The 18,267-nt window shown below is 70.4% G+C and carries 17 protein-coding genes and 1 pseudogene; 4 read left to right on the top strand and 14 right to left on the bottom strand.

Annotated elements, in window-relative coordinates; translation table 11 throughout:
- From L7D48_RS12605 to L7D48_RS29305, 12 genes are all read right to left on the bottom strand, one after another.
- Positions 1–944 (bottom strand): CaiB/BaiF CoA-transferase family protein (locus L7D48_RS12605; RefSeq protein ID WP_237879491.1); only part of this gene is annotated, 944 nt, incomplete at its 3' end.
- A 247-nt stretch (positions 945–1,191) separates the two neighbouring features.
- Positions 1,192–1,950 carry a GntR family transcriptional regulator gene (locus tag L7D48_RS29440; RefSeq protein ID WP_308312278.1) on the bottom strand — a complete coding sequence of 253 codons (759 nt, stop codon included), beginning with the start codon at positions 1,948–1,950 and terminating at the stop codon, positions 1,192–1,194.
- An 87-nt stretch (positions 1,951–2,037) separates the two neighbouring features.
- Positions 2,038–2,754: a deoxyribose-phosphate aldolase gene (gene deoC, locus L7D48_RS12615; RefSeq protein WP_237879495.1), complete on the bottom strand. Its 717-nt coding sequence runs from the start codon at positions 2,752–2,754 to the stop codon at positions 2,038–2,040.
- 71 nt (positions 2,755–2,825) lie between these two features.
- The gene (rbsD, locus tag L7D48_RS12620; protein ID WP_237879497.1) at positions 2,826–3,281 is read right to left on the bottom strand and encodes a D-ribose pyranase; all 456 of its coding nucleotides are present in this window, start codon (positions 3,279–3,281) and stop codon (positions 2,826–2,828) included.
- Between the two features lie 70 nt (positions 3,282–3,351).
- Complete coding sequence (locus L7D48_RS12625; RefSeq protein WP_237879500.1) at positions 3,352–4,902, bottom strand: sugar ABC transporter ATP-binding protein; 1,551 nt, start codon at positions 4,900–4,902, stop codon at positions 3,352–3,354.
- Entirely contained in the window at positions 4,902–5,924 is a 1,023-nt protein-coding gene (locus tag L7D48_RS12630; protein WP_237879502.1) for a substrate-binding domain-containing protein, read from the bottom strand. Before L7D48_RS12630 ends, L7D48_RS12625 begins: the two co-directional genes overlap by 1 nt.
- 81 nt (positions 5,925–6,005) lie before the next feature.
- A complete protein-coding gene (locus L7D48_RS12635; protein WP_237879504.1) occupies positions 6,006–7,007 on the bottom strand; it encodes an ABC transporter permease in 1,002 nt (333 codons plus the stop codon).
- Entirely contained in the window at positions 7,004–7,921 is a 918-nt protein-coding gene (locus L7D48_RS12640) for a ribokinase (protein ID WP_237879506.1), read from the bottom strand. Before L7D48_RS12640 ends, L7D48_RS12635 begins: the two co-directional genes overlap by 4 nt.
- Positions 7,922–8,151: 230 nt before the next feature.
- Positions 8,152–8,346 carry a hypothetical protein gene (locus tag L7D48_RS12645; RefSeq protein ID WP_237879508.1) on the bottom strand — a complete coding sequence of 65 codons (195 nt, stop codon included), beginning with the start codon at positions 8,344–8,346 and terminating at the stop codon, positions 8,152–8,154.
- A gap of 1,610 nt (positions 8,347–9,956) precedes the next feature.
- Positions 9,957–10,352 carry an RHS repeat-associated core domain-containing protein gene (locus L7D48_RS12650; protein ID WP_374492083.1) on the bottom strand — a complete coding sequence of 132 codons (396 nt, stop codon included), beginning with the start codon at positions 10,350–10,352 and terminating at the stop codon, positions 9,957–9,959.
- Between the two features lie 447 nt (positions 10,353–10,799).
- On the bottom strand, positions 10,800–11,009 hold the full coding sequence (locus tag L7D48_RS12655) for a hypothetical protein (RefSeq protein ID WP_237879509.1): 210 nt from the start codon (positions 11,007–11,009) through the stop codon (positions 10,800–10,802).
- A 70-nt stretch (positions 11,010–11,079) separates the two neighbouring features.
- Positions 11,080–14,469 carry an RHS repeat-associated core domain-containing protein gene (locus L7D48_RS29305; RefSeq protein WP_305853140.1) on the bottom strand — a complete coding sequence of 1,130 codons (3,390 nt, stop codon included), beginning with the start codon at positions 14,467–14,469 and terminating at the stop codon, positions 11,080–11,082.
- A 451-nt stretch (positions 14,470–14,920) separates the two neighbouring features.
- Between L7D48_RS29305 and L7D48_RS12670 the strand changes: the two genes are divergently transcribed.
- The gene (locus L7D48_RS12670) at positions 14,921–15,367 is read left to right on the top strand and encodes a hypothetical protein (RefSeq protein ID WP_237879511.1); all 447 of its coding nucleotides are present in this window, start codon (positions 14,921–14,923) and stop codon (positions 15,365–15,367) included.
- A gap of 41 nt (positions 15,368–15,408) precedes the next feature.
- On the opposite strand, the gene L7D48_RS12675 is transcribed toward L7D48_RS12670, so the two are convergent.
- Positions 15,409–15,834, bottom strand: coding sequence for an MmcQ/YjbR family DNA-binding protein (locus L7D48_RS12675; RefSeq protein WP_237879513.1), 426 nt, complete (start codon positions 15,832–15,834; stop codon positions 15,409–15,411).
- A gap of 92 nt (positions 15,835–15,926) precedes the next feature.
- Here L7D48_RS12675 and L7D48_RS12680 point away from each other — a divergent pair, with 92 nt between their 5' ends.
- Complete coding sequence (locus L7D48_RS12680; protein ID WP_237879515.1) at positions 15,927–16,418, top strand: DUF3515 family protein; 492 nt, start codon at positions 15,927–15,929, stop codon at positions 16,416–16,418.
- Positions 16,419–16,517: 99 nt separating this feature from the next.
- The gene (locus L7D48_RS12685) at positions 16,518–17,708 is read left to right on the top strand and encodes a trans-acting enoyl reductase family protein (protein WP_237879517.1); all 1,191 of its coding nucleotides are present in this window, start codon (positions 16,518–16,520) and stop codon (positions 17,706–17,708) included.
- 40 nt (positions 17,709–17,748) lie between these two features.
- On the opposite strand, the gene mmpA is transcribed toward L7D48_RS12685, so the two are convergent.
- Positions 17,749–17,934 carry a morphogenic membrane protein MmpA gene (gene mmpA / locus L7D48_RS12690; protein WP_237879519.1) on the bottom strand — a complete coding sequence of 62 codons (186 nt, stop codon included), beginning with the start codon at positions 17,932–17,934 and terminating at the stop codon, positions 17,749–17,751.
- Positions 17,935–18,049: 115 nt separating this feature from the next.
- On the opposite strand from mmpA, the pseudogene L7D48_RS12695 reads away from it, so the two are divergent.
- A pseudogene (locus L7D48_RS12695) lies at positions 18,050–18,267 on the top strand (hypothetical protein); the annotation flags it as partial.

The raw sequence follows: 18,267 nt of genomic DNA on the forward strand, positions 1-18,267 counted from the left end.
CGCAGGGAGAGCACGGGGGCCACGCAGGCGTCGGTGCCGTCGAAGACCTCCGTCCACTCCTGGCGGGTGCGGGTGCGGAATCGGGCGGCGACGGCCCGGCGCAGCCCGTCCCAGCGGGCGGGGTCGTCGCGGTCGGCCGCGGTCTGCTCGTCCAGGCCGAGCAGGCGGGCGAACTCGTCGTAGAACGGCCGCTCCAGCGCGCCGACCGCCATCCAGCCGCCGTCGGCGGTCTCGTAGACGCCGTAGAAGGGGCAGCCGCCGTCCAGCAGGTTGGCGCCCCGGCGGTCCTGCCAGGCTCCGGCGGCCAGCATGCCGTGGATCATCGCCGTGAGGTGGCTGGTGCCGTCCACGATGGCGGCGTCCACGACCTGTCCGCCGCCGCCCTCTGCGCGGGCGTGGTGGAGGGCGGCGAGGACGCCGACGACGAGGTAGAGGGAGCCGCCGGCGTAGTCGCCCAGCAGGTTGGCGGGGATCGCGGGCGGGCCGCCGGCCGGGCCGATCATGCCCAGCGCGCCGGTGACGGCGGTGTAGCCGATGTCGTGTCCGGCGCTCGCGGCCAGGGGGCCGTCCTGGCCCCAGCCGGTCATCCGCCCGTAGACCAGCTTCGGGTTGCGGGCCAGGCACGGCCCTGGGCCGACGCCCAGGCGTTCGGCGACGCCGGGGCGCCAGCCCTCGATCAGCACGTCGGCGCGTTCGGCCAGGCCGAGTACGGCGTCGGGGCCGCCGTCGGCCTTGAGGTCGATCACCACCGAGCGCTTGTTGCGGCCGGTGACGTCGCGGGTGGGGTCGATGCCCAGGGGCTGCCCGCCGGGCCGGTCGACGCGGACGACGTCGGCGCCGAGATCGGCCAGGAGCATCCCGGCGAACGGGCCGGGGCCGATGCCCGCCAGCTCCACCACCCGCACTCCGGCCAGCGGTCCGGGGCCTGTGCCTGCCGCTGCCATCCGGTCTCCAACCGTCCGGGCCGCCGCGCCGCGACCGTATGACACCAATGATGTAACACCGGCGATGCTAAGAACACGTTCCACTTTCCACAAGCCCTCACGGGGGGCGCATGCGGAACGCTGTGCCCATGCCCTGCGCCCCGGGCCGTACCGGACCCGGCCGTACCGGGGAGCCCGTATGCCGAAGGCCTGTCCCCCGCGGGGGACAGGCCTTCGGCATACGGGACGCGGCGGCGCGCCGCCGCCCTCACCTGCGCTGCAGCAGGGAGGTGACGCGCAGGCGGCCGCTGTGGATCCACACGTCCGAGTACTCCACCGGGCGGTCGTCGGCGAGGTAGGTGACCTGCTGGAGGTACTGCACGGGGGCGCCCTCGGCCAGCGACAGGGCCTCCGCGACCTCCCCCGAGGCGGCCTCCGCGCTGAAGGTGCGGCGGGCCGAGGCGATCTTCAGACCGTAGGCTCCCTCCAGTGCCCCGAAGAGGCTGGAAGCCGTGAAGTCCACCTTCTCGATGCCGGGCGCGAGGTCGGTCCGTACGAAGTTGAACAGCAGGGCGACCGGCCCCTCCTCGGTGCTGCGCACCCGCACCAGGCGCAGCACCTGTGTGCCGGGGGCCACGTCCAGCAGGGCGGCGACCGGCCGGGGCGGGGTGATCAGGGAGCTCTCGCGCACCCTGGTGGAGGTGACGACGCCCTGGCTGGCGAAGTCCTCCGACAGGGTGCTGAGCTTCTGGGCGATGGCCGGCTCGATCACCGTGGAGGTGACGAACGTGCCGCGTCCGCGCACCTGCCGCAGCAGCCCCTCCTCGATGAGGGTCGCCAGGGCCCTGCGCACGGTGCCGCGGCTGACGCCGAACTCCTGGGCCAGCTCGGGTTCGCTCTTGAGGCGGTAGTGCGGCGGCCACTCGCCGCCGGCGATGCGCAGCCGGATGTGCTCCGAGATCTGGGCGTGGATCGCGGTGGGAACGTTGCGCCTGATGTCCGGAAGACCTCCCTCGTCGGCCGTCACGGTCACGCGTCTCCTCTCCGGTTGCGAAGTGCTCGGTCGCCGTGCCCCGCCCGCGCGGGGCGGGCGGGGCACGGCGGCGGCCGGCCGTCAGTAGCTGGTGGTCGAGTCGTCGGCGGCGTCGGTGACGATCGCCACCCCGGCGCTGGTGCCGAGCAGCGAGGCCCCGGCACGCAGGAGTTCCAGGCCCTGACGGTAGCTCTTGATGGACCCGGAGGCCTTCACCCGAACGCCGTCCCGTGCCCGGTCGACAAGGTAGCGAACACTCGTCGGATTCGCGGTCTCGATCTGCCCGCTGCTGGCGTTCTTCAGGTAGGCCGCGCCCGCCTCCATGGCCAGTTCGACGGCGGCCTCCTTCTCCGCGTCGGTGAGCAGCGGCAGCTCCAGCATGACCTTGACCGGCAGGCCCGAGGCCCGTACGACGCCGGCGATGTCCTCCCGGAACTCGTCGTACATACCGCTCTTGAGCCAGCCGATCTGCACGCCGATGTCGAGCTGCGTCGCGCCCAGGCGGGCGATCTCGGCGGCCTCGGCCGCCTTGCCCGCGCTGGTCATGACGCCGACGGTCGGGAAGTCCAGGGCCGAGGCCACCTCGATCCCGGTGCCGCGCAGCTCGGCGGCCACGACGGGGACCCAGGAGGCGGGGACCATCGCGGCGTTGAAGCCGTGGGCGACCGCTTCGCGGGCGTGGGCGACCATGTCGTCGCGGGTGGCGTCCGGGTCGATCCTGGTGTGCTGGATGTAGGGCGCCATCTCGGCCGGGCTGAGCGCCGGTTCGGCGGTGGCCGCGGCGGTGGTGTCGGACATGCGGTTGTCTCCTGTGGTGGAAGCCGTGGTGAGGGCTGTGGGGTGGCGCGGCGGTCGGGCCGCCGCGGAGGTCAGAGCTTGGACGCGTAGTGGTCCGGGACGACGACGTCCTCCCCGCCGAACCACCGGGGGACGTCGACGCCGCAGAACAGGCCGACGTTGCCCCACGGTTCGAAGGCTCCGGTGCGCACGACGACCTTGGCCCGGTGGGCCAGTTCGCCGAGCACCTCGGCGTGCGGGCGCGTGGTGAACTCCGCGCCGGCGAAGCGCTCGCGCAGCCACTGGTCCAGCCGCGGGTTGTTGGACGGGACGTCCTCGGCGCGCACCACGCCCTCGACGACCAGTTCGTCGGCGATCAGGCCGAGCACGGTCCGCAGGTCCGGCAGGTTCTCGGCGATGGCGAGGTCGATGCGGTGCGCGCCGCGGGGGACGGGGAAGCCGGCGTCCACGACCATCAGCAGGTCGGTGTGGCCGAGCGTGGCCAGGGCTCCGCTCAGTTCGGCGTTGAGGATGCCGGAGCGCTTCATGACGGTTCCTTTCCGAAGGGGTGTCAGAGGTGTGGGAGACCGGACGGGACGGGCGGATGGCAGACGGATGTCAGGCGGCCGGCACCGCTCCGGTGGCCAGGGCCATGATCGATTCCTCGGTCGCCTCCGCGGCCTCGACGGTGCCGGCCAGACGGCCTTCGCTCATCACCGCGATCCGGTCGGTCAGGGTGAGCAGTTCGGGCAGGTCCGAGGAGGAGCACAGGATCGCCAGGCCCTTCTGGGCCAGTTCGAAGAGCTGCTCGTAGATCTCGGCCTTGGCCCCGACGTCCACGCCGCGCGTGGGCTCGTCGAGGATCAGCACCCCCGGGTCGATCGCCAGCCAGCGGCCGAGCACGGCCTTCTGCTGGTTTCCGCCGGAGAGGCTGGTGATGGGCTGGCTCATGGTGGCGGTCTTGACCCGCAGCCTCCTCGCCTGCTCGGCGGCCTGCCGGTCCAGGGCCCGGCGGCGTACGAGACCGAGGCGGCTGAGCGGCCTGGTCATCAGCGCGCCGACGTTCTCGCCGACGCTCATGGTGGTCAGCAGGCCCTGGGCGCGGCGCTCGCCGGGGACGAACGCCAGGCGGCGCTCGACACTGGCGATGGGGTCGCGCCGCTCGTAGGGCCTGCCCAGCAGCTCCACCGTGCCGCCGGTCCCCTTCTCGCCGCCGAAGATGTTGTGCAGCATCTCCACCCGGCCGGAGTCGGGCAGCCCGGCCACGCCCAGGATCTCGCCGGGGCGCAGGTCGAAGGAGACACCGGTGTGCCGCCGCCCGCTCAGTTCCCGCACCCGCAGGGCGGGTTCCCCGGCGGGCCGGGCGGGGCGCTCCGCGCGGCGGGTGAGCTGCCCCAGCTCGCGGCCGACCATGGCGGCGACCGCCTGGTCGGGGGTGGTCTCGTCGCTGCGCCAGGAGGCGACGTGGGCGCCGTCCCGCAGCACCTCGATGCGGTCGGCCAGCCGGAAGACCTCGGGCATGCGGTGCGAGACGTAGAGCATGGTCGTCCCGTCCGCCTTGAGCCTGGCCATCAGCGCGAACAGCCGCTCGGCCTCGGCCGGGGTGAGCATCGCCGTCGGCTCGTCCAGGATCAGCACGCGGCAGCCCCGGGCGACGGAGCGGGCCACCACGACGAGCTGCTGGGTGGCCAGGTCCAGCGACCGCACGGGGGCGGCCGGGTCCAGCCGGAGGTCCAGTCCGGCCAGGAGTTCGGCGGTGCGCTCCAGCATCCGGCGCCGGGAGGGGAACCAGCGGCTGCCCGGCTCGACTCCGCTGAGGACGTTCTCGGCGACGCTGCGGTCGGGCAGCAGCGACAGCTCCTGGGGGACGATCGCGACGCCGTGCCGGCCGAGCATGGTGCTCGGGTCGAAGGAGGTGACCTCCTCGCCGAACACGGTGACGCCTCCGTCGCTGGGCGGCTGGAGGCCGGCCAGGATCTTGAGCAGGGTCGACTTGCCGGCGCCGTTCTCCCCGAGCAGTGCGGTGACCTCGCCCGCGGGGACGTCGAAGGAGACGTCGTCGAGGGCGCGTACCGGGCCGAAGTTGCGGGACAGGCCGCGGACCCCGACGGCCGGGGCGGTCTCGCGGGAGGCGGTGGCCGGGGCGGCCTCGCGGGAGGTGGCGGTCATCAGTCCTCCACGGTCGCTTCGTCGAGGTTGTCCTCGGTGATGAACTGGGCCCCGGTGTCCACGCCCTCGATCTCGGTGCCCTCGGTGAGGAAGTCGTGCAGCACCTTCACGGCCTGGTAGCCCTGCTCGGCGGGGTTCTGGCTGATGGTGAAGTCCAGCACTCCCTCGTCGATGTACTCGGCCGTCCGGGTGAGGAGGTCGAAGCCGCCCATGGTGATGTCACCGGCCTCGCCGGACTGGGCCACCCACTTGGCGGCGGCGGTCGTCGAGCAGCAGTCCAGTCCGGCGACCGCCACGACACCGGACTGGCCGGACATGGTGGACTCGACGGTGTTGTAGGCGGCGCTGGGCTCGTTGCCGACGTTCACCGGCCCGACGATCTCCAGGCCGCTGCCGTCCAGCCCCTCCTTGAAGCCGCCGAACCGGTCGTGCGACCAGCCGGCTCCGGTGTCCACGGAGAAGACGACGACCTTGCCCTCGTTCGTCCCGTCCAGTTCCTCCAGCAGCCGCTCGGCCTGGGCCTTGCCCGAGCCCTTGAGGTCCTGGCCGACGAAGCCCATCTGCTTGGAGTCGGGGTTGTCGGTGTTGAAGGAGATGATCGGGATGCCCGCGTCGTAGGCCTGGGCGATGACCGGCTTCAGGGCGTCGCTGGAGGCGGAGGAGACGGCGAGGCCGTCCACGGCCTCCTGCTGGATCAGCGTCTGTATCTCGGACACCTGCTGGGCGGCGTCGCCGCCGGTGGGGCCGATGAGGGCGACGTCGGCCCCCAGTTCCTCGCCCGCCTTCTCCATGCCCGCGCCGATCGGCGTGGCGAAGGCCAGGGACGGGTCGTGGTAGCTGAGCTTGATCCGCATCGGCTCGCCGTCGTCGATGCGCTGCTGGATGTGGGAGGCGAGTTCGAAGGAGCCGTCCTCGGAGCCGCCGGAGTCGGCGGGGGTGACGGCGCCGCACGCGCTGAGGGTGAGGGTGGCGGCGGCGGCCGTCGCGGCGGCGAGGCCCCTGAGGAGGGTGCGAGCAGGCATGGGCGTTCCTTGGGGTGTTCGGGGGTGTCTGGGGTGTCCGGGAGTGCGCGGGGCGCGCCCCGGGGCGCGGTGGCCGGGTTCTCAGGCCCGGGTCTTGCGCCTGCGCTGCCAGGTGTCGGCCGCTACGGCGGCGACGATCACGAGGCCGGTGACGACGGTCTGCCAGAAGGAGGAGATCCCGTTGATGTTGAGGATGTTCTGGAGCAGGCCGATGAAGGCGACGCCGATGACGGTGCCCCACATGGTTCCGGAGCCGCCGAACAGGGCCGCGCCGCCGATGATGACGGCGGAGATCACCGTCAGCTCCAGCCCCTGGCCGGTGACGCCCTGCACGTAGGAGAGGAAGGACAGGCCGAGCACACCGGCGAGGCCGGCGGCGAAGCCGGAGAGGACGAACGCGGTCAGCTTGACCCGCTTGACGTTGACGCCGACCAGCCGGGCGGCCTCCTGGTTGCCGCCGACGGCGTAGGTGTTGAAGCCGAAACGCGAGCGGGACAGCAGCACCACGCCGATGGCGGCGACGGCGACGAAGAAGACGAACTGCATCGGTACCAGGCCGAACAGCCGCCCCTGGCCGAGGAGGTTGAACTCCGCGACCCCGGGCTGGGAGGAGCTGAGGGAGATCGGGGCGCCGTCGGAGATCAGCAGGGCGACGCCGCGGAAGACGCTGAGCGTGCCGAGTGTGACGATGAACGACGGCACGCCGAGCACCACGACGGCCAGCCCGTTGAGCAGCCCGGCCAGCGCTCCCACGGCGAGTCCGGCGCCCATCGCCAGGGGCCAGCTCCAGCCGTCGGAGATCAGCATCCCGGTCGAGATCGCCGACAGCGCGTAGGTGGACCCCACCGACAGGTCGATCTCGCCGTTGAGGATGACGAACGTGGCGCCGACGGCCATGATGCCGATCTGCGCGATCTGCTGGCCGACCGAGAGCAGGTTGTCGGACTGGGCGAAGCTCGGCGAGAGGACGGTGCCCAGCAGGAAGAGCAGCACGAGAGCGGCGAAGACACCGGACTCACGGGCGTGGAGCAGTCTGCGCAGCGGGAGGGAGAACTCCCGTGCCGGTGCGGTGGTCGAGGTCATGGGACGTTTCCAATCCAGGCGTTCAGCTGGTCTCTGGTGGGCAGGGCGGGGATGACGCCGGCGATCGTGACGGTGTGGGCGCCCGCCGCGGCGGCGAACTCCGCCGCCTGCCGCAGGTCCCGCCCCTCCGCGAGGGCGACCGCCAGCGCGGCGGTGAAGGAGTCGCCCGCGCCCGTGGTGTCGACGACGGCGCCGGCCGGGTAGGGCGGCACCCGCGTCACGCCGGAGCCCCGGGCGATCAGCGCGCCCTCGCCGCCCCGGGTGAGGACGGCCGCGCCTTCGGTGCGCTCGCACAGGGCCCGGACGAGGTCCTCGTCCCCGAGCCCGTGCTCGTCGCCGAGGCCGAGGAGTACGGGGGCCTCGGTCTGGTTCGGTGTGATCACGTCGATCAGCGGCCAGGCGTCCTCGGGCAGCGGCCGGGCAGGCGCCGGGTTGAGCAGGGTCGTGGTGCCGGCCTCGCGGCCCGCGCGCAGCGCGGCCACGACGGCCTCCTCGGGGATCTCCATCGAGACGACGAGGACGTCGGCCGAGGCGATCTCGGCGCGGAACGGCTCGACGGCCGCCGCGTCCAGTTCGTCCAGGGCCCCCGGGGCGATGGCGATGCGGTTCTCGCCGGACGGCTCGACCAGGATGAAGCCGACCATCGTGGGGGCGCGGGCCGTCAGCACGTGCCCGGCCTCGACACCCTCGCGCCGCCACAGCTCGCGCGCGGCGCGGCCGAAGTCGTCGTCGCCCACCGCGGTCAGCAGGGAGACCTCGGCGCCCAGCCGGGCGGCGCCCACGGCCTGGTTGCTCCCCTTGCCGCCGGGGCCTGGGTCGAACACACCGCCCGACACGGTCTCGCCCGCCGCGGGCGCCTTCGGGACCCGCATGGTGAGGCCGGCCCCATAGCTTCCGACAACTGCGATCTTCATCGACGCACCACGCTTTGTATGTGAACAACCATGAACAAGCGCGAGCGTAGGTACAGGGATGTCCCTAGTCAATAGGTTGCCGAGAAGTGAACGTCCGTTACGTTTCCGTGTCATTCACCCGGCCCCGGCACGGCGCCGGGCAGCACCTGCCGCCGCTGCCGCCGACAACCGAAGCCCGAGGTCCCGAGCCCCTTCGAGGCGGCCGTACGGACTGACTGCCGCCCTCGGCCTCAGCGGGTCCGGCCGGCCCGCTTCCCGCGGTAGCGGACCACACCCACACCCAGGGCAGGCCCGACGAGAACGGCCGCGGGCGTCCCCCACGCCTGCCCCGCCGGCGCTCCTCCCAGCAGGAGAACCACCGCGATCAGCAGGTAGAGGGAACCGGGAGCCAGGAGGAAACCTCCCCACGGACCTGTGGCACGCATCGATCCTCCCGAACCGGGCATGAACCCGACTCCCCTCGGACGGCCGGGCGCAGGACGCAGGAAGGCCGCGGAACCCGCGGCGGGACCACTCACGGCACAGCCGCCGCACGGCAGGGGGCCCGCGGCGGCCGTCCACCGCCGACCGCTGTCAGCCCCGATCACGCCGAGCCGCCCGTATGTCCCTCACGTACCGGGCTTCCCGCTCCTCGGCGCGGCGGCGCGCACGTGCCGCGAGCGGGCCCATCAGCGCGTACAGCACCGAAGAGAGTCGTAGCGTCCCGAGGTTCCAGCCAGGATCACTCCTATTTCCCCCTCTTCTGCTTTCGCAGTCCATTCGGACACCCCTTTCCCGGCCTGCGGACCAACAAGTTCCCCGCGGCCGGGCGCCCCGCTCCCACACGGCTCCTACCTACTTTGTCGCGAACGGCTGAGGATGGAATAGAGCACGAGGGCGGCGATCACAGGGAACACAACAAGCGCCGCTGTCCTCGAAAAACCCACCAGCCCAATGATCAGCCCGGATACGCCAAACGCGGCAATCACTACGAGCAACAAGCTCGACTGACGCTTGTCCAATTCCTTCTCCTTGTGGAGTGGTTCAGATCCGGGACGACACTGTTGCCGCCTCGGGATCCCTCTCAGCCGGACTGGGACCACCTCGAGAAAGCACAGGCAGATCCCGAAGGAACCGGCGCCGTCGCCTATGACTCCGCCGGTTGCCGCAGTCGATCCGACGAACCCGACGTCAGAACCGAGGTCGTCGATCGAGTACAGGCCGGTGGTGCCCCGATGACATCGGGGCCCCACCGGGGCATCTCGTTGCTTGGGAATCTCGATCTCACGGCCGACCACTGCTTGTACGACTGGAGGCAACCTCACAGTCGGTCAATGACAAACAGGAGCACTCCCATCACCCCAAGTCCGAGACCGATCCAGATAAGAGTAGCCAGCACAGATTTATTCATGACATACACGCATCGATCATTCCGAGTCCGGCACCGACGAATCCAAGCCCGGCACCAATGGCACCCAACGAAGCCGGCGTGGAAAGACCTCCCGAGCCGAACGCTGAGGCAACTCCGGCCCCGAAGGAGAGTGCTCCGCCGACCACTGAGAACGCGCCTCCGATGCATCCCAACGCCGACATGCGGCAAGCTGTTACCTGCCGCACAGAAAAACGATGCCGACGAGCAGTACCAAGCTACGCAGAACAAGCAACGTCCCTGACGAAGTTCCGCAGATGCTCAGCATGGACCATCTCATCTTCTTGACCTCTGACGAGAGATTGCCATCAGAATCAGAGAAATCCCTCCGGTAGTCGCAAGCGCCCCGGCCCCAAGAAGCGCGTAGTTCTGGCTTCGAGCGCCCAGAATAATGCAGAACAATCCGAATGCCGTCCCTACCGTCACAAACCATGTCAGCTTCCTGACCGGGCTGATCGACATGGCATCCCCCTATTCCGACTTCGCGCCGCATCTTCGGCAGATATTCGCAAAACACAATGGATATGGATCGCAGCTCCCGGGTGGCATCCCTACGGAAGGGTTGACACCCGGAAGCTCTACTTCTCGACTACGTCGCCTCAGTTCGCGATTTCTTTAGTTCCCCTATCACCCATAGGAAATAATTTCCGCGCCTATCAAGCCGGCCCCTGCTCCGACCCCACAGGCAAGAGCCCCGGCTGCCAAACCACCCGGCGCACCAAAGAAGCCAGTTACCGCTGTAAGGATGCCCGTTTCACCAGCAGCACCAATACCGGCCAGGCAGCCAGCGGCAGCACTGAAAATCTTTTCTCCTACATCGAGAGCTTCGGAGAAGCTGGTAAGTCCGGTGGGGTCGGTGCGGTTGATGGGGTCGCCGGTGGCGTAGAGGTAGGGGTTGGTCTCCTGGCCGGAGGGGTCGGGCTGGGTGAAGCGGCCCAGGTGCGGGTCGTAGTAGCGCGCCCCCATCTTGCACAGGCCCGTGGGGTCGAGATAGGTGCCGGTGAAGCGGTAGGGCTGGGGCACCGTCTCGGTCGGGGTGGTGCGGGGCAGGCCGGTGGGCCCGTAGTCGTAGGTGTGTGCGACGCACGCCCGCCAGTTAATTCGCCCACCAATTACCCACTACAGCAAGAGGCCTGAAGAACCACTGTGATGTCCTCGCGAGTCCGGCCCGCCACCAACGCAGCCCCACCCACAGTCGAAGGACATCCTGCGCCGACGGCGGCAACTGCCGTGCACCCCCACCAAATCGCTCGCACACCGAGCAATGGTCCGAAGCCCTACCAGTCCAGGTCAATAACTGAGCGCGGATACCCACATATTGGACACTCTCGTCGAACCCGCGTAGACCCTGCGCCCCACTCACATGGGGCGCAGGGTCTGCACCAGGAAAGAAATTACATCAAAATTCCTTCCTCGAGGAAATGCTCTGCCCGCTGGGTTCTGACACGGAACACGCAGGCCTGAATAACTTCAGGATTGCTCTCGCTTAATATTCCCAATGAAGAGAAAACCCGCCAGATACATGCAGGCAATCATCGCGAGGACCACCCAGCCGCCACTGTTCCCTACCACTATCAGGAAGATGGAGAAAACCGTTCCAGCAACTGCGAAAAGCGTCGCAAACAGCATATAGCGCTTCACTGCTGCACGCTGCTCAACAGACCACCCGACACGAGGCACTAGACGCTCTCCTTCCGTTCTTTCTTCCGTGCGGGGCCGAATACATCGGCCCCGCACGGGTTCCTGTCAGCTAGCCACCGACTGCATTCGAAGCGATTTGGCTTGCGCTCCAAGAGATGGCGTAGCATCCCGCCGTCGCTCCCAGGGATCCACCGAGGGTGGGGGGAGCTGAGGCTGCCACTGCCGCTCCGCACAGCGCACCTGCTGCGCCACCAGCGAGTACTCCCGCAACATCACCCCAGAGAGCCCTGGTGTCCCCCTGGGCTAGATGTACACCGCCAGTGATGAGATCACCGGCCGGGCCGAGGGCATCGGCCACGCTAGACATGCTGATCAGTCCGGTGGGGTCGGTGCGGTTGATGGGGTCGCCGGTGGCGTAGAGGTAGGGGTTGGTCTCCTGGCCGCTGGGGTCGGGCTGGGTGAAGCGGCCCAGGTGCGGGTCGTAGTAGCGCGCCCCCATCTTGTACAGGCCCGTGGGGTCGAGATAGGTGCCGGTGAAGCGGTAGGGCTGGGGCACCGTCTCGGTCGGGGTGAAGCGGGGCAGGCCGGTGGGCCCGTAGTCGTAGGTGTGGGTGCGCTCACCGCTCGCGTCGACCAGGCCCATGACCGAGCCGAGCGCGTCGGTGAGGTAGTAGTAGCTCTTCCCCCCGGTCCTCATGGAGTTGAGGGTGCCCGTCGGTTCGCGGACGAATCCGGTGTCCTTGCCCCCGGTGGTCTGGGCGGCCAGGCCCAGAGGCCCGTGGTGGAAGGCGGTGGCGCCGAACCGGGTGCGCTCGGCGCCTGTGGTGCCGGCGTACTCGGCGTCGTACTGGGTGCCGTTGACGGTCAGCAGCTTCAGCTGGGAGAAGGCGTTCCACTGCTCCTTGGTGCGGACGGCGGTGGAGGCGGCCACCGCCGAGGTCTCGTGGCCGGCCTTGTCGTGGGACCAGCCCGAGGAGTCGCCGTTGCGGGCGGTCAGCTGGGAGGCGTCGTTGTAGGTGAAGCGGTTGCCGGACGGGCAGGTGGAGGACTGGCCGGACTGGGAAGTGAGGTTCCCGGCCGCGTCGAAGCAGTACAGCCAGGAGGCGGTGCGCTCGCCGTTGTGGGTCTCCTGGGCGTAGTGGAGGCGGGCGGCGGAGTCGTAGCGGTAGGTGATCTTCTTGCCCGCCACGTGGTCGGTGCGGGAGGTGATCTTGTTGATGTCGGTGACCCTCTCCCAGTCGTCCAGGGCGGCGGGGAGGCCGTAGATGTAGGAGTAGGACAGGTCGATCAGGGTCTTCTCGCCGGAGGTGGCGGTGATGCGGGTGGGACGGCCGGAGCCGTCCAGCTTCACCGACTGTGTGGTGCCGCCGGGGTAGACGGTCCTGGTGCGCTCGCCGTTGTTGTTGTGCGTGTAGGTGGTCTTCGCCCCGGCCGGGTCGGTCAGTTCGGTCAGGCGGCCGGCGGCGTCCCAGGTGTAGTCCACGGTCCCGGTGGGGTCGGTGTAGGTGTCGACCTGGCCGTCGGCGGTGTAGGACAGCACCGTGGCCGATCCGTCGGGAAGGGTGCGGATCGTCTCCCGCCCCAGGGCGTCGTAGGACCAGGTAGTGGTGCCGGTGGCGTCGGTGCGAGCGGTGCGGTTGCCGTCGTCGTCGTAGGTGAAGGTGACGGTGTCGTAGACCCCGTCGTCGACCTCGATCACGCGGTCGCGGTCGTCGTAGGTGTAGTGCAGCGTCCGGCCGCGTCCGTCGGTGACCTGGACCGGGCGGCCGAGGTCGTCGTGGCGGTAGGTGGTGGCGCCCATCGGTGCGGGCGGGGCGGCCTTGGTCAGGTTGCCCTTGGCGTCGTAGGTGAAGTGGGTGGTCTTGCCGCGCTGGTCGGTGGCGGTGCAGCGCTGGCCCTCGAAGCCGCCGCAGTCGGTGCCGTCGCCCTGGTAGGTGAACTTGCGGGTGCCGCCCGCCTCGCCGGTGATCGCGACGGAGAGGGTGTTGCCCGCGTTGTCGTAGGTGTAGTCGGTCTCGTTGCCGTCGGGGGTGGTGAGGGTGCCGGGCAGGTCGGTGCCGGCGATGGTCTGGTAGCCGGTCAGTGACGCCGTGGCCCCGGTGGGCAGCTTGGCGGAGGTGGGGTTGTTGCGGGCGTCCCAGCCGTAGGCGGTGGTGTTGCCCGGCTCGGTGCCCGTGCCCATCGCGTCGGTGGCCGAGACGACCATGTGGGCGTCGTAGGAGCGGGACCGGGAGTGGCCCAGCGGGTCGGTGACCTCGGTGACCTCGCCGTCGCCGTTGTGGCGGTAGACGGTCTCGTCCCCGTCGGGGTCGGTCACCGTCGTGGTGCCCGCTCGCCAGGGGTAGTCCGCGGAGTAGCGGTAGGTCCAGGTCGGGCCGCCGGGGCCGCCGCGGGTCAGCGAGGTGATCTCGTCGTGCTCACCGTAGGTGAAGGACACTCTCCGCCCCTCAGGGGTGGTCACCCCGGTGACGCGGCCGTCGGCGTCGTAACCGAACGCCGTGGCCCGGCCCCCGGTGTCCACCGTGCGGACCAGGTTGCCGTCCGCGTCGAAGTGGTACTCCACCGTGCGTCCGGCCGAGTCCGTCGCCTCCCAGTGGTCCTCGTCGACCTCGACCAGGTCGATCCACCGCCCGGAGCGGGTCTCGGTCAGCTTGAAGCCGGCATTCCGGCCGTCGGCCGTCTCGTGGTGGTCGACGGTGATCGTGCCGCCATTGCGGTCGACCACCTTCGTCAGCTCACCGGCGGCGGAGAAGTGGTCCCTCGATCCGCTCTTGCGGTCGGTGAGGGTGTGGGTGCCGTCGCTGTTCTTCCGGAAGTCCAGCGAGTAGCCGTCCGGGGTGGAGAAGGTGCCGTCTTCGTTCTTTTCGAAGCGGATGGTGCCGGCGGTGTCGTCGTAGACGACCATCGTGTTGGTGAACTCGTCCAGCCGGCGCTCGTATCCGGCCCACCACCGGTAGGGCAGCTGGCCGTAGGGCGGGCCGAAGGAGTTGTAGGTACGGGTGAGTTGAAGGTTCTGGCCCACGCCCGCGATGTCGAAGTCGGTGGCGGCCAGCATCAGGTTGCCGTTGGAGTAGTTGATCCGCGCCACCAGGGAGTCGGTCAAGCGCAGGTCGGAGATCTCGTGCCAGGGCACCTCGCCCTGGCCCTCCGGCACCCACCGCAGTGGGGCCACCTCGCTGTTCTGGATGTCCTGACCACCGGAGCGGCGGGTCTCCTGGGCCTTGGCCCAGGCCCGTTCCTCCTCGGTCGGCTTCGCGGAGCGGACCGACTTCGGCGGCCGGTTCTTCCCCGCCCTCACCGGCGGGGCTTCGGGTTTGCCGTCCCGGCCCCATGCGGAGGAGGCCGGCTTCGGCCTCTCCTCCCCCGGCGCGGCGGTGGCCGGGACCGCCGTCGCGGTGACCGCTAACGCGGCGGCCGTGGTGACCAGGAAGGTTCTGACCGGTCCGAGCGGTCTGCGGGCACGCCGATTCAGCGTGCCCCAGGCACGCGTGTGCAGCATCTTTCCCCCCTTGGAAAGAAGTCGCCCGGCGGCCCCCTGCCGCCGCGGCACGCACACGCTGTCACAGCAGTTTCACGAATCGCACACCTGTGCCCGCAAAGTCGATGTTCATGGGGGCCGGAAACAGCCAAAGAGGAGCGTCGGGGTTACGCCGACGAACAGCGGCAACACGGCCGCCCACCCCCCGCGGAACACGGTCAACAGCACCGTTCCCTCACGCGCATACGACTGGTCCCCGCCCCCGGAACCTCGTCCTCCACACCGCCGGCGGATTCGGATACGGGGAGGCCCGGGCCGGTACGGCGGAACTCTCAGCGCGGGAGATCCGGTTCTGCGTGGACGGCCTCGCCGACCGGTTCGCGGCGCAGGGCCAGGTGCCGGGCGGGTCGGGAGCCCGGTGGGGTGAAGCCGAACCGCTGAAAGAGGACTGCTGGAGCAGCAGGTGCGGTTCATGCTGGCGCCCGCCTTCGTGATCAGCGAAGGACTCGGGCTGCACGCCCAGGAGATCGCCTTTCCCGGCGACGAGGCCCAGAGGTGGCTGACCGACCACGTCCTGGCCGGGGAGGGCATGGCACCGGACGGCAGCGACTTCGCCGCGATCCACAGGGTGGAGAACCTGCTGTTCGGGGTGCGGAGCAATGCCGCGCTGCTGGCCTCCGAGGGCCACCCGGACGACGAAGTCACCGGTTGTCTTTCCCGCTGGGCGCTGCTCTCCGACGCCGAGACCGCCCTGGCGCTCGGTTCGCTGCGAGCGACGGGCATGGCGCTGTACATCTTCGCCTACTTCCACGGCTGGCGGCTGCTGGAGGACTGGCTCGCCGTACCCGACAGGAACGCCCGGGTACGGCGGCTGCTGACCGAGCAGTTGCTGCCGTCCGATCTGACACCCGCGCCCTGACGCCCGCAGGCGCGGGGTTGTTGCCGACTGAGTTGTGACTCTCAGTCGGCTGCTCGTGCGTCGAGTTGGGTCACCAGTCGCTTCGGCGCGATGGTGCGGTAGCTCTCCTCGACCCAGTCGCACAGCAGCTCCGCCTCCGGTGCGCCCGGCTCGCCCAGCGGGATGGTCACCCAGCCCGAACGGCCGAGTCCGTAGCCGGTGAGGAGGGCGCCGGGGGCGGACATCGCGTGGGCGTGGGCCTCGGGGTCGGTGAGTTTGACGGTGACGGTGGGCGGGGAGTCGCCCTGCCCCGCGACGAGGTGCCCGAGGAAGAGGAAGACGAAGATCTTCCGGTTGGCCTTGACCACGGACTCGCCCCAGGGGAAGTCCTCGTACGCGCCGGGCAGTTCGAGGGCGAACTCGCGCACCCGTTCCCGTACCGCCTGCGCGTCGCCGCGCTCCCCGCGCCCCCTGGTCCGATCGCTCATGGCCCCAGCGTAGGGTCGGGCACCGACAGCCCGCCGGTCCCGGTCTCCGTCCCTCCCGCTCCGCGCACAGGCGGAGCCCGAAGGAAGGCAGGATGAGAAGACAGAGAAGAAGCAGCCTCTTACTCCTCGGCGTCGTCACCGTCGCGGTGGTCGCCTACTCCGGGCATTCCCTGCTCTCCCCCGACCACTCGGTTCGCTCCGGCCCGTTCTCCGGTGATCCGCTCTGCGCGGACGTCGTGTCCGGGGCGCCCGAGGAAGTCCTGTCATGGCAGCGCGACGGGGCCACGGTGGCCGGCACCGCATCGTGGGGGGAGGCGTCGGTCGTTCTGCGGTGCGGCGTCGAGCCGCTGCCGCCGACGCCCGATCTGTGCATGAACGTCAGCGGTGTCGACTGGGTGCTCGACGAGGGCAGGCTGGAGGCCGACGGCGTCCAGGTACTCACGACGTACGGGCGTACCCCGGCCGTGGAAGTGACCATCGAGGACGCGCCCGGACACGCCGGGGACGTGCTGGTCGACATGAACCGTTCGGTCAGGGACATCCCCCGTAAGTCGAAGTGCCTCAGCCCCGGCGAGGTGCCGTGACCGCGCCCCTTGGCATGCTCGCCCCTGTCCTCGCCGTAGGGTCGGGCGACGGCAGGTGATCCTGTCCCGCCCGTTCCTCTCACACCCAGGAGGTCAGGAGTGCCCCGCGATGACCGCGAGTACGACGTGGTGCTGTTCGGCGCGACCGGTTTCACCGGCGGGCTGACGGCCGAGTACCTGGCCGCCCACGCCCCCGACGACTGCCGCTGGGCGCTGGCCGGGCGCAACCGCGACAAGCTGCTGCGGCTGCGCGATCGGCTGGCGGAGATCGATCCGGCCTGTGCCGAACTGCCGCTGCTGCACGCCGACGTCACCGATTCCGGCTCGCTGCGCGCGGTGGCGGAGAACACCGCGGTGGTGGCCACCACCGTCGGTCCGTACGTCGAGTACGGGGAGCCGCTGGTGGCCGCGTGCGCCGAGGCGGGGACGGACTACGCGGACCTGACCGGCGAGCCGGAGTTCGTCGACATGATGTACCTGCGCCACCACGACCGGGCCCGCCGTTCCGGGGCGCGGCTGGTGCACGCCTGCGGTTTTGACTCGGTGCCGCACGACCTGGGCGTGCTGTACACCGTCGAGCGCCTACCCGAGGGGGTGCCGCTGCGGATCGACGGCTATGTGCGGGCGTCGGCTGCCTTCTCCGGGGGTACGTTCGCCTCCGCGCTGACGGCGTTCTCCCGGGGCCGGCAGATGCGGGCCGCGGCGCGGGAGCGGCGGCGGGTGGAGTCCCGTCCGGCCGGGCGCCGGGTCAGCGCGCCGCTGGACCGGCCGCGCCGCAGCGGGAAGGCGGGGGTGTGGGCGGTGCCGCTGCCGACGGTCGATCCGCGGGTCGTGGCCCGGTCGGCGGCTGCCCTGGAGCGTTACGGCCCCGACTTCCGCTACCGCCACTACGCCGCCGTCCGCACGCTGCCCGTGGCTGTGGGCGGCATGGTGGGGGCGGGGGCGCTCTTCGCCGCCGCTCAGCTCCCGGCCGCGCGCCGTGCGCTGTCGGCCCGGCTGGCGCCGGGGGACGGGCCGAGTCCGCGCAAGCGGGCGGAGAGCTGGTTCAAGGTCCGCTTCTTCGGGGAGGGCGGCGGTCGCCGTGTGGTGACGGAGGTGTCCGGCGGCGACCCGGGCTACGACGAGACGGCGAAGATGCTGGCCGAGTCGGCGCTGTGTCTGGCGCTGGACGACCTGCCGCAGACCTCGGGCCAGGTCACCACGGCCGTGGCGATGGGGGACGCGCTGATCGGCCGGCTGGTGCGGGCCGGGATGGGCTTCCGGGTGGTCTCCTCGTCGGAAGACCGCTGAGCGTTCCGCAGGGGCCGGGGAGCCGGCGGGTGGCGGGCGGTCAGCCCGTCACCCAGGAGGTTATGACGTAGAGCATGGCTATCACCCAGCCCACGGCGAGCGTACCCGCCAGGGTGAGCGCCAGGGCGGGGCCGCGCCCGAGGTCCGGGGCCAGGGAAGGGGCCATTTCGGTGGTTCCGTGCACGTTCTCCATGATCCGCTCCATGCCTTTCAGGGTGCCGTCCAACCACGGCTCCCAAACATCCGTACGCGTACTCATCCGCGTTGGGGATCAAGCTAGTTGCGGGTACTGACAACGCGATCTCCGTGCGGACGGACGGGACTGCGGGCACAATGCGCCCATGGATCAACGGTCTTGGGCCCCGGTGTGGGCCGCGCTCGGTGGCGACCCCGGTCTGTGCGAGCGTGTCCGGTTCGTCCCCCGCACCTCCCCCGACGGGTCCGGCGGTGTGCTGCCGGCCCGGTTGCCGGTACGGGAGCTGGCGCGTTCGACCGTGGCGGTGTGCGCGCTGGCGGCGGCCGAGTTCGGGGCCCGCTCCGTCACGGGGGGTGCGGGGAC

Source organism: Streptomyces sp. ICN903 (assembly GCF_022015835.1).
Classification (GTDB): domain Bacteria; phylum Actinomycetota; class Actinomycetes; order Streptomycetales; family Streptomycetaceae; genus Streptomyces; species Streptomyces fenghuangensis.

Bases quoted from the DNA above. Each gene is read 5' to 3' on its own strand.
- deoC (WP_237879495.1), bottom strand. From the start codon at position 2,754: ATGTCCGACACCACCGCCGCGGCCACCGCCGAACCGGCGCTCAGCCCG.
- rbsD (WP_237879497.1), bottom strand. From the start codon at position 3,281: ATGAAGCGCTCCGGCATCCTCAACGCCGAACTGAGCGGAGCCCTGGCC.
- L7D48_RS12625 (WP_237879500.1), bottom strand. From the start codon at position 4,902: ATGACCGCCACCTCCCGCGAGGCCGCCCCGGCCACCGCCTCCCGCGAG.
- L7D48_RS12630 (WP_237879502.1), bottom strand. From the start codon at position 5,924: ATGCCTGCTCGCACCCTCCTCAGGGGCCTCGCCGCCGCGACGGCCGCC.
- L7D48_RS12635 (WP_237879504.1), bottom strand. From the start codon at position 7,007: ATGACCTCGACCACCGCACCGGCACGGGAGTTCTCCCTCCCGCTGCGC.
- L7D48_RS12640 (WP_237879506.1), bottom strand. From the start codon at position 7,921: ATGAAGATCGCAGTTGTCGGAAGCTATGGGGCCGGCCTCACCATGCGG.
- L7D48_RS12645 (WP_237879508.1), bottom strand. From the start codon at position 8,346: ATGCGTGCCACAGGTCCGTGGGGAGGTTTCCTCCTGGCTCCCGGTTCC.
- L7D48_RS29305 (WP_305853140.1), bottom strand. From the start codon at position 14,469: ATGCTGCACACGCGTGCCTGGGGCACGCTGAATCGGCGTGCCCGCAGA.
- L7D48_RS12670 (WP_237879511.1), top strand. From the start codon at position 14,921: ATGCTGGCGCCCGCCTTCGTGATCAGCGAAGGACTCGGGCTGCACGCC.
- L7D48_RS12675 (WP_237879513.1), bottom strand. From the start codon at position 15,834: ATGAGCGATCGGACCAGGGGGCGCGGGGAGCGCGGCGACGCGCAGGCG.
- L7D48_RS12680 (WP_237879515.1), top strand. From the start codon at position 15,927: ATGAGAAGACAGAGAAGAAGCAGCCTCTTACTCCTCGGCGTCGTCACC.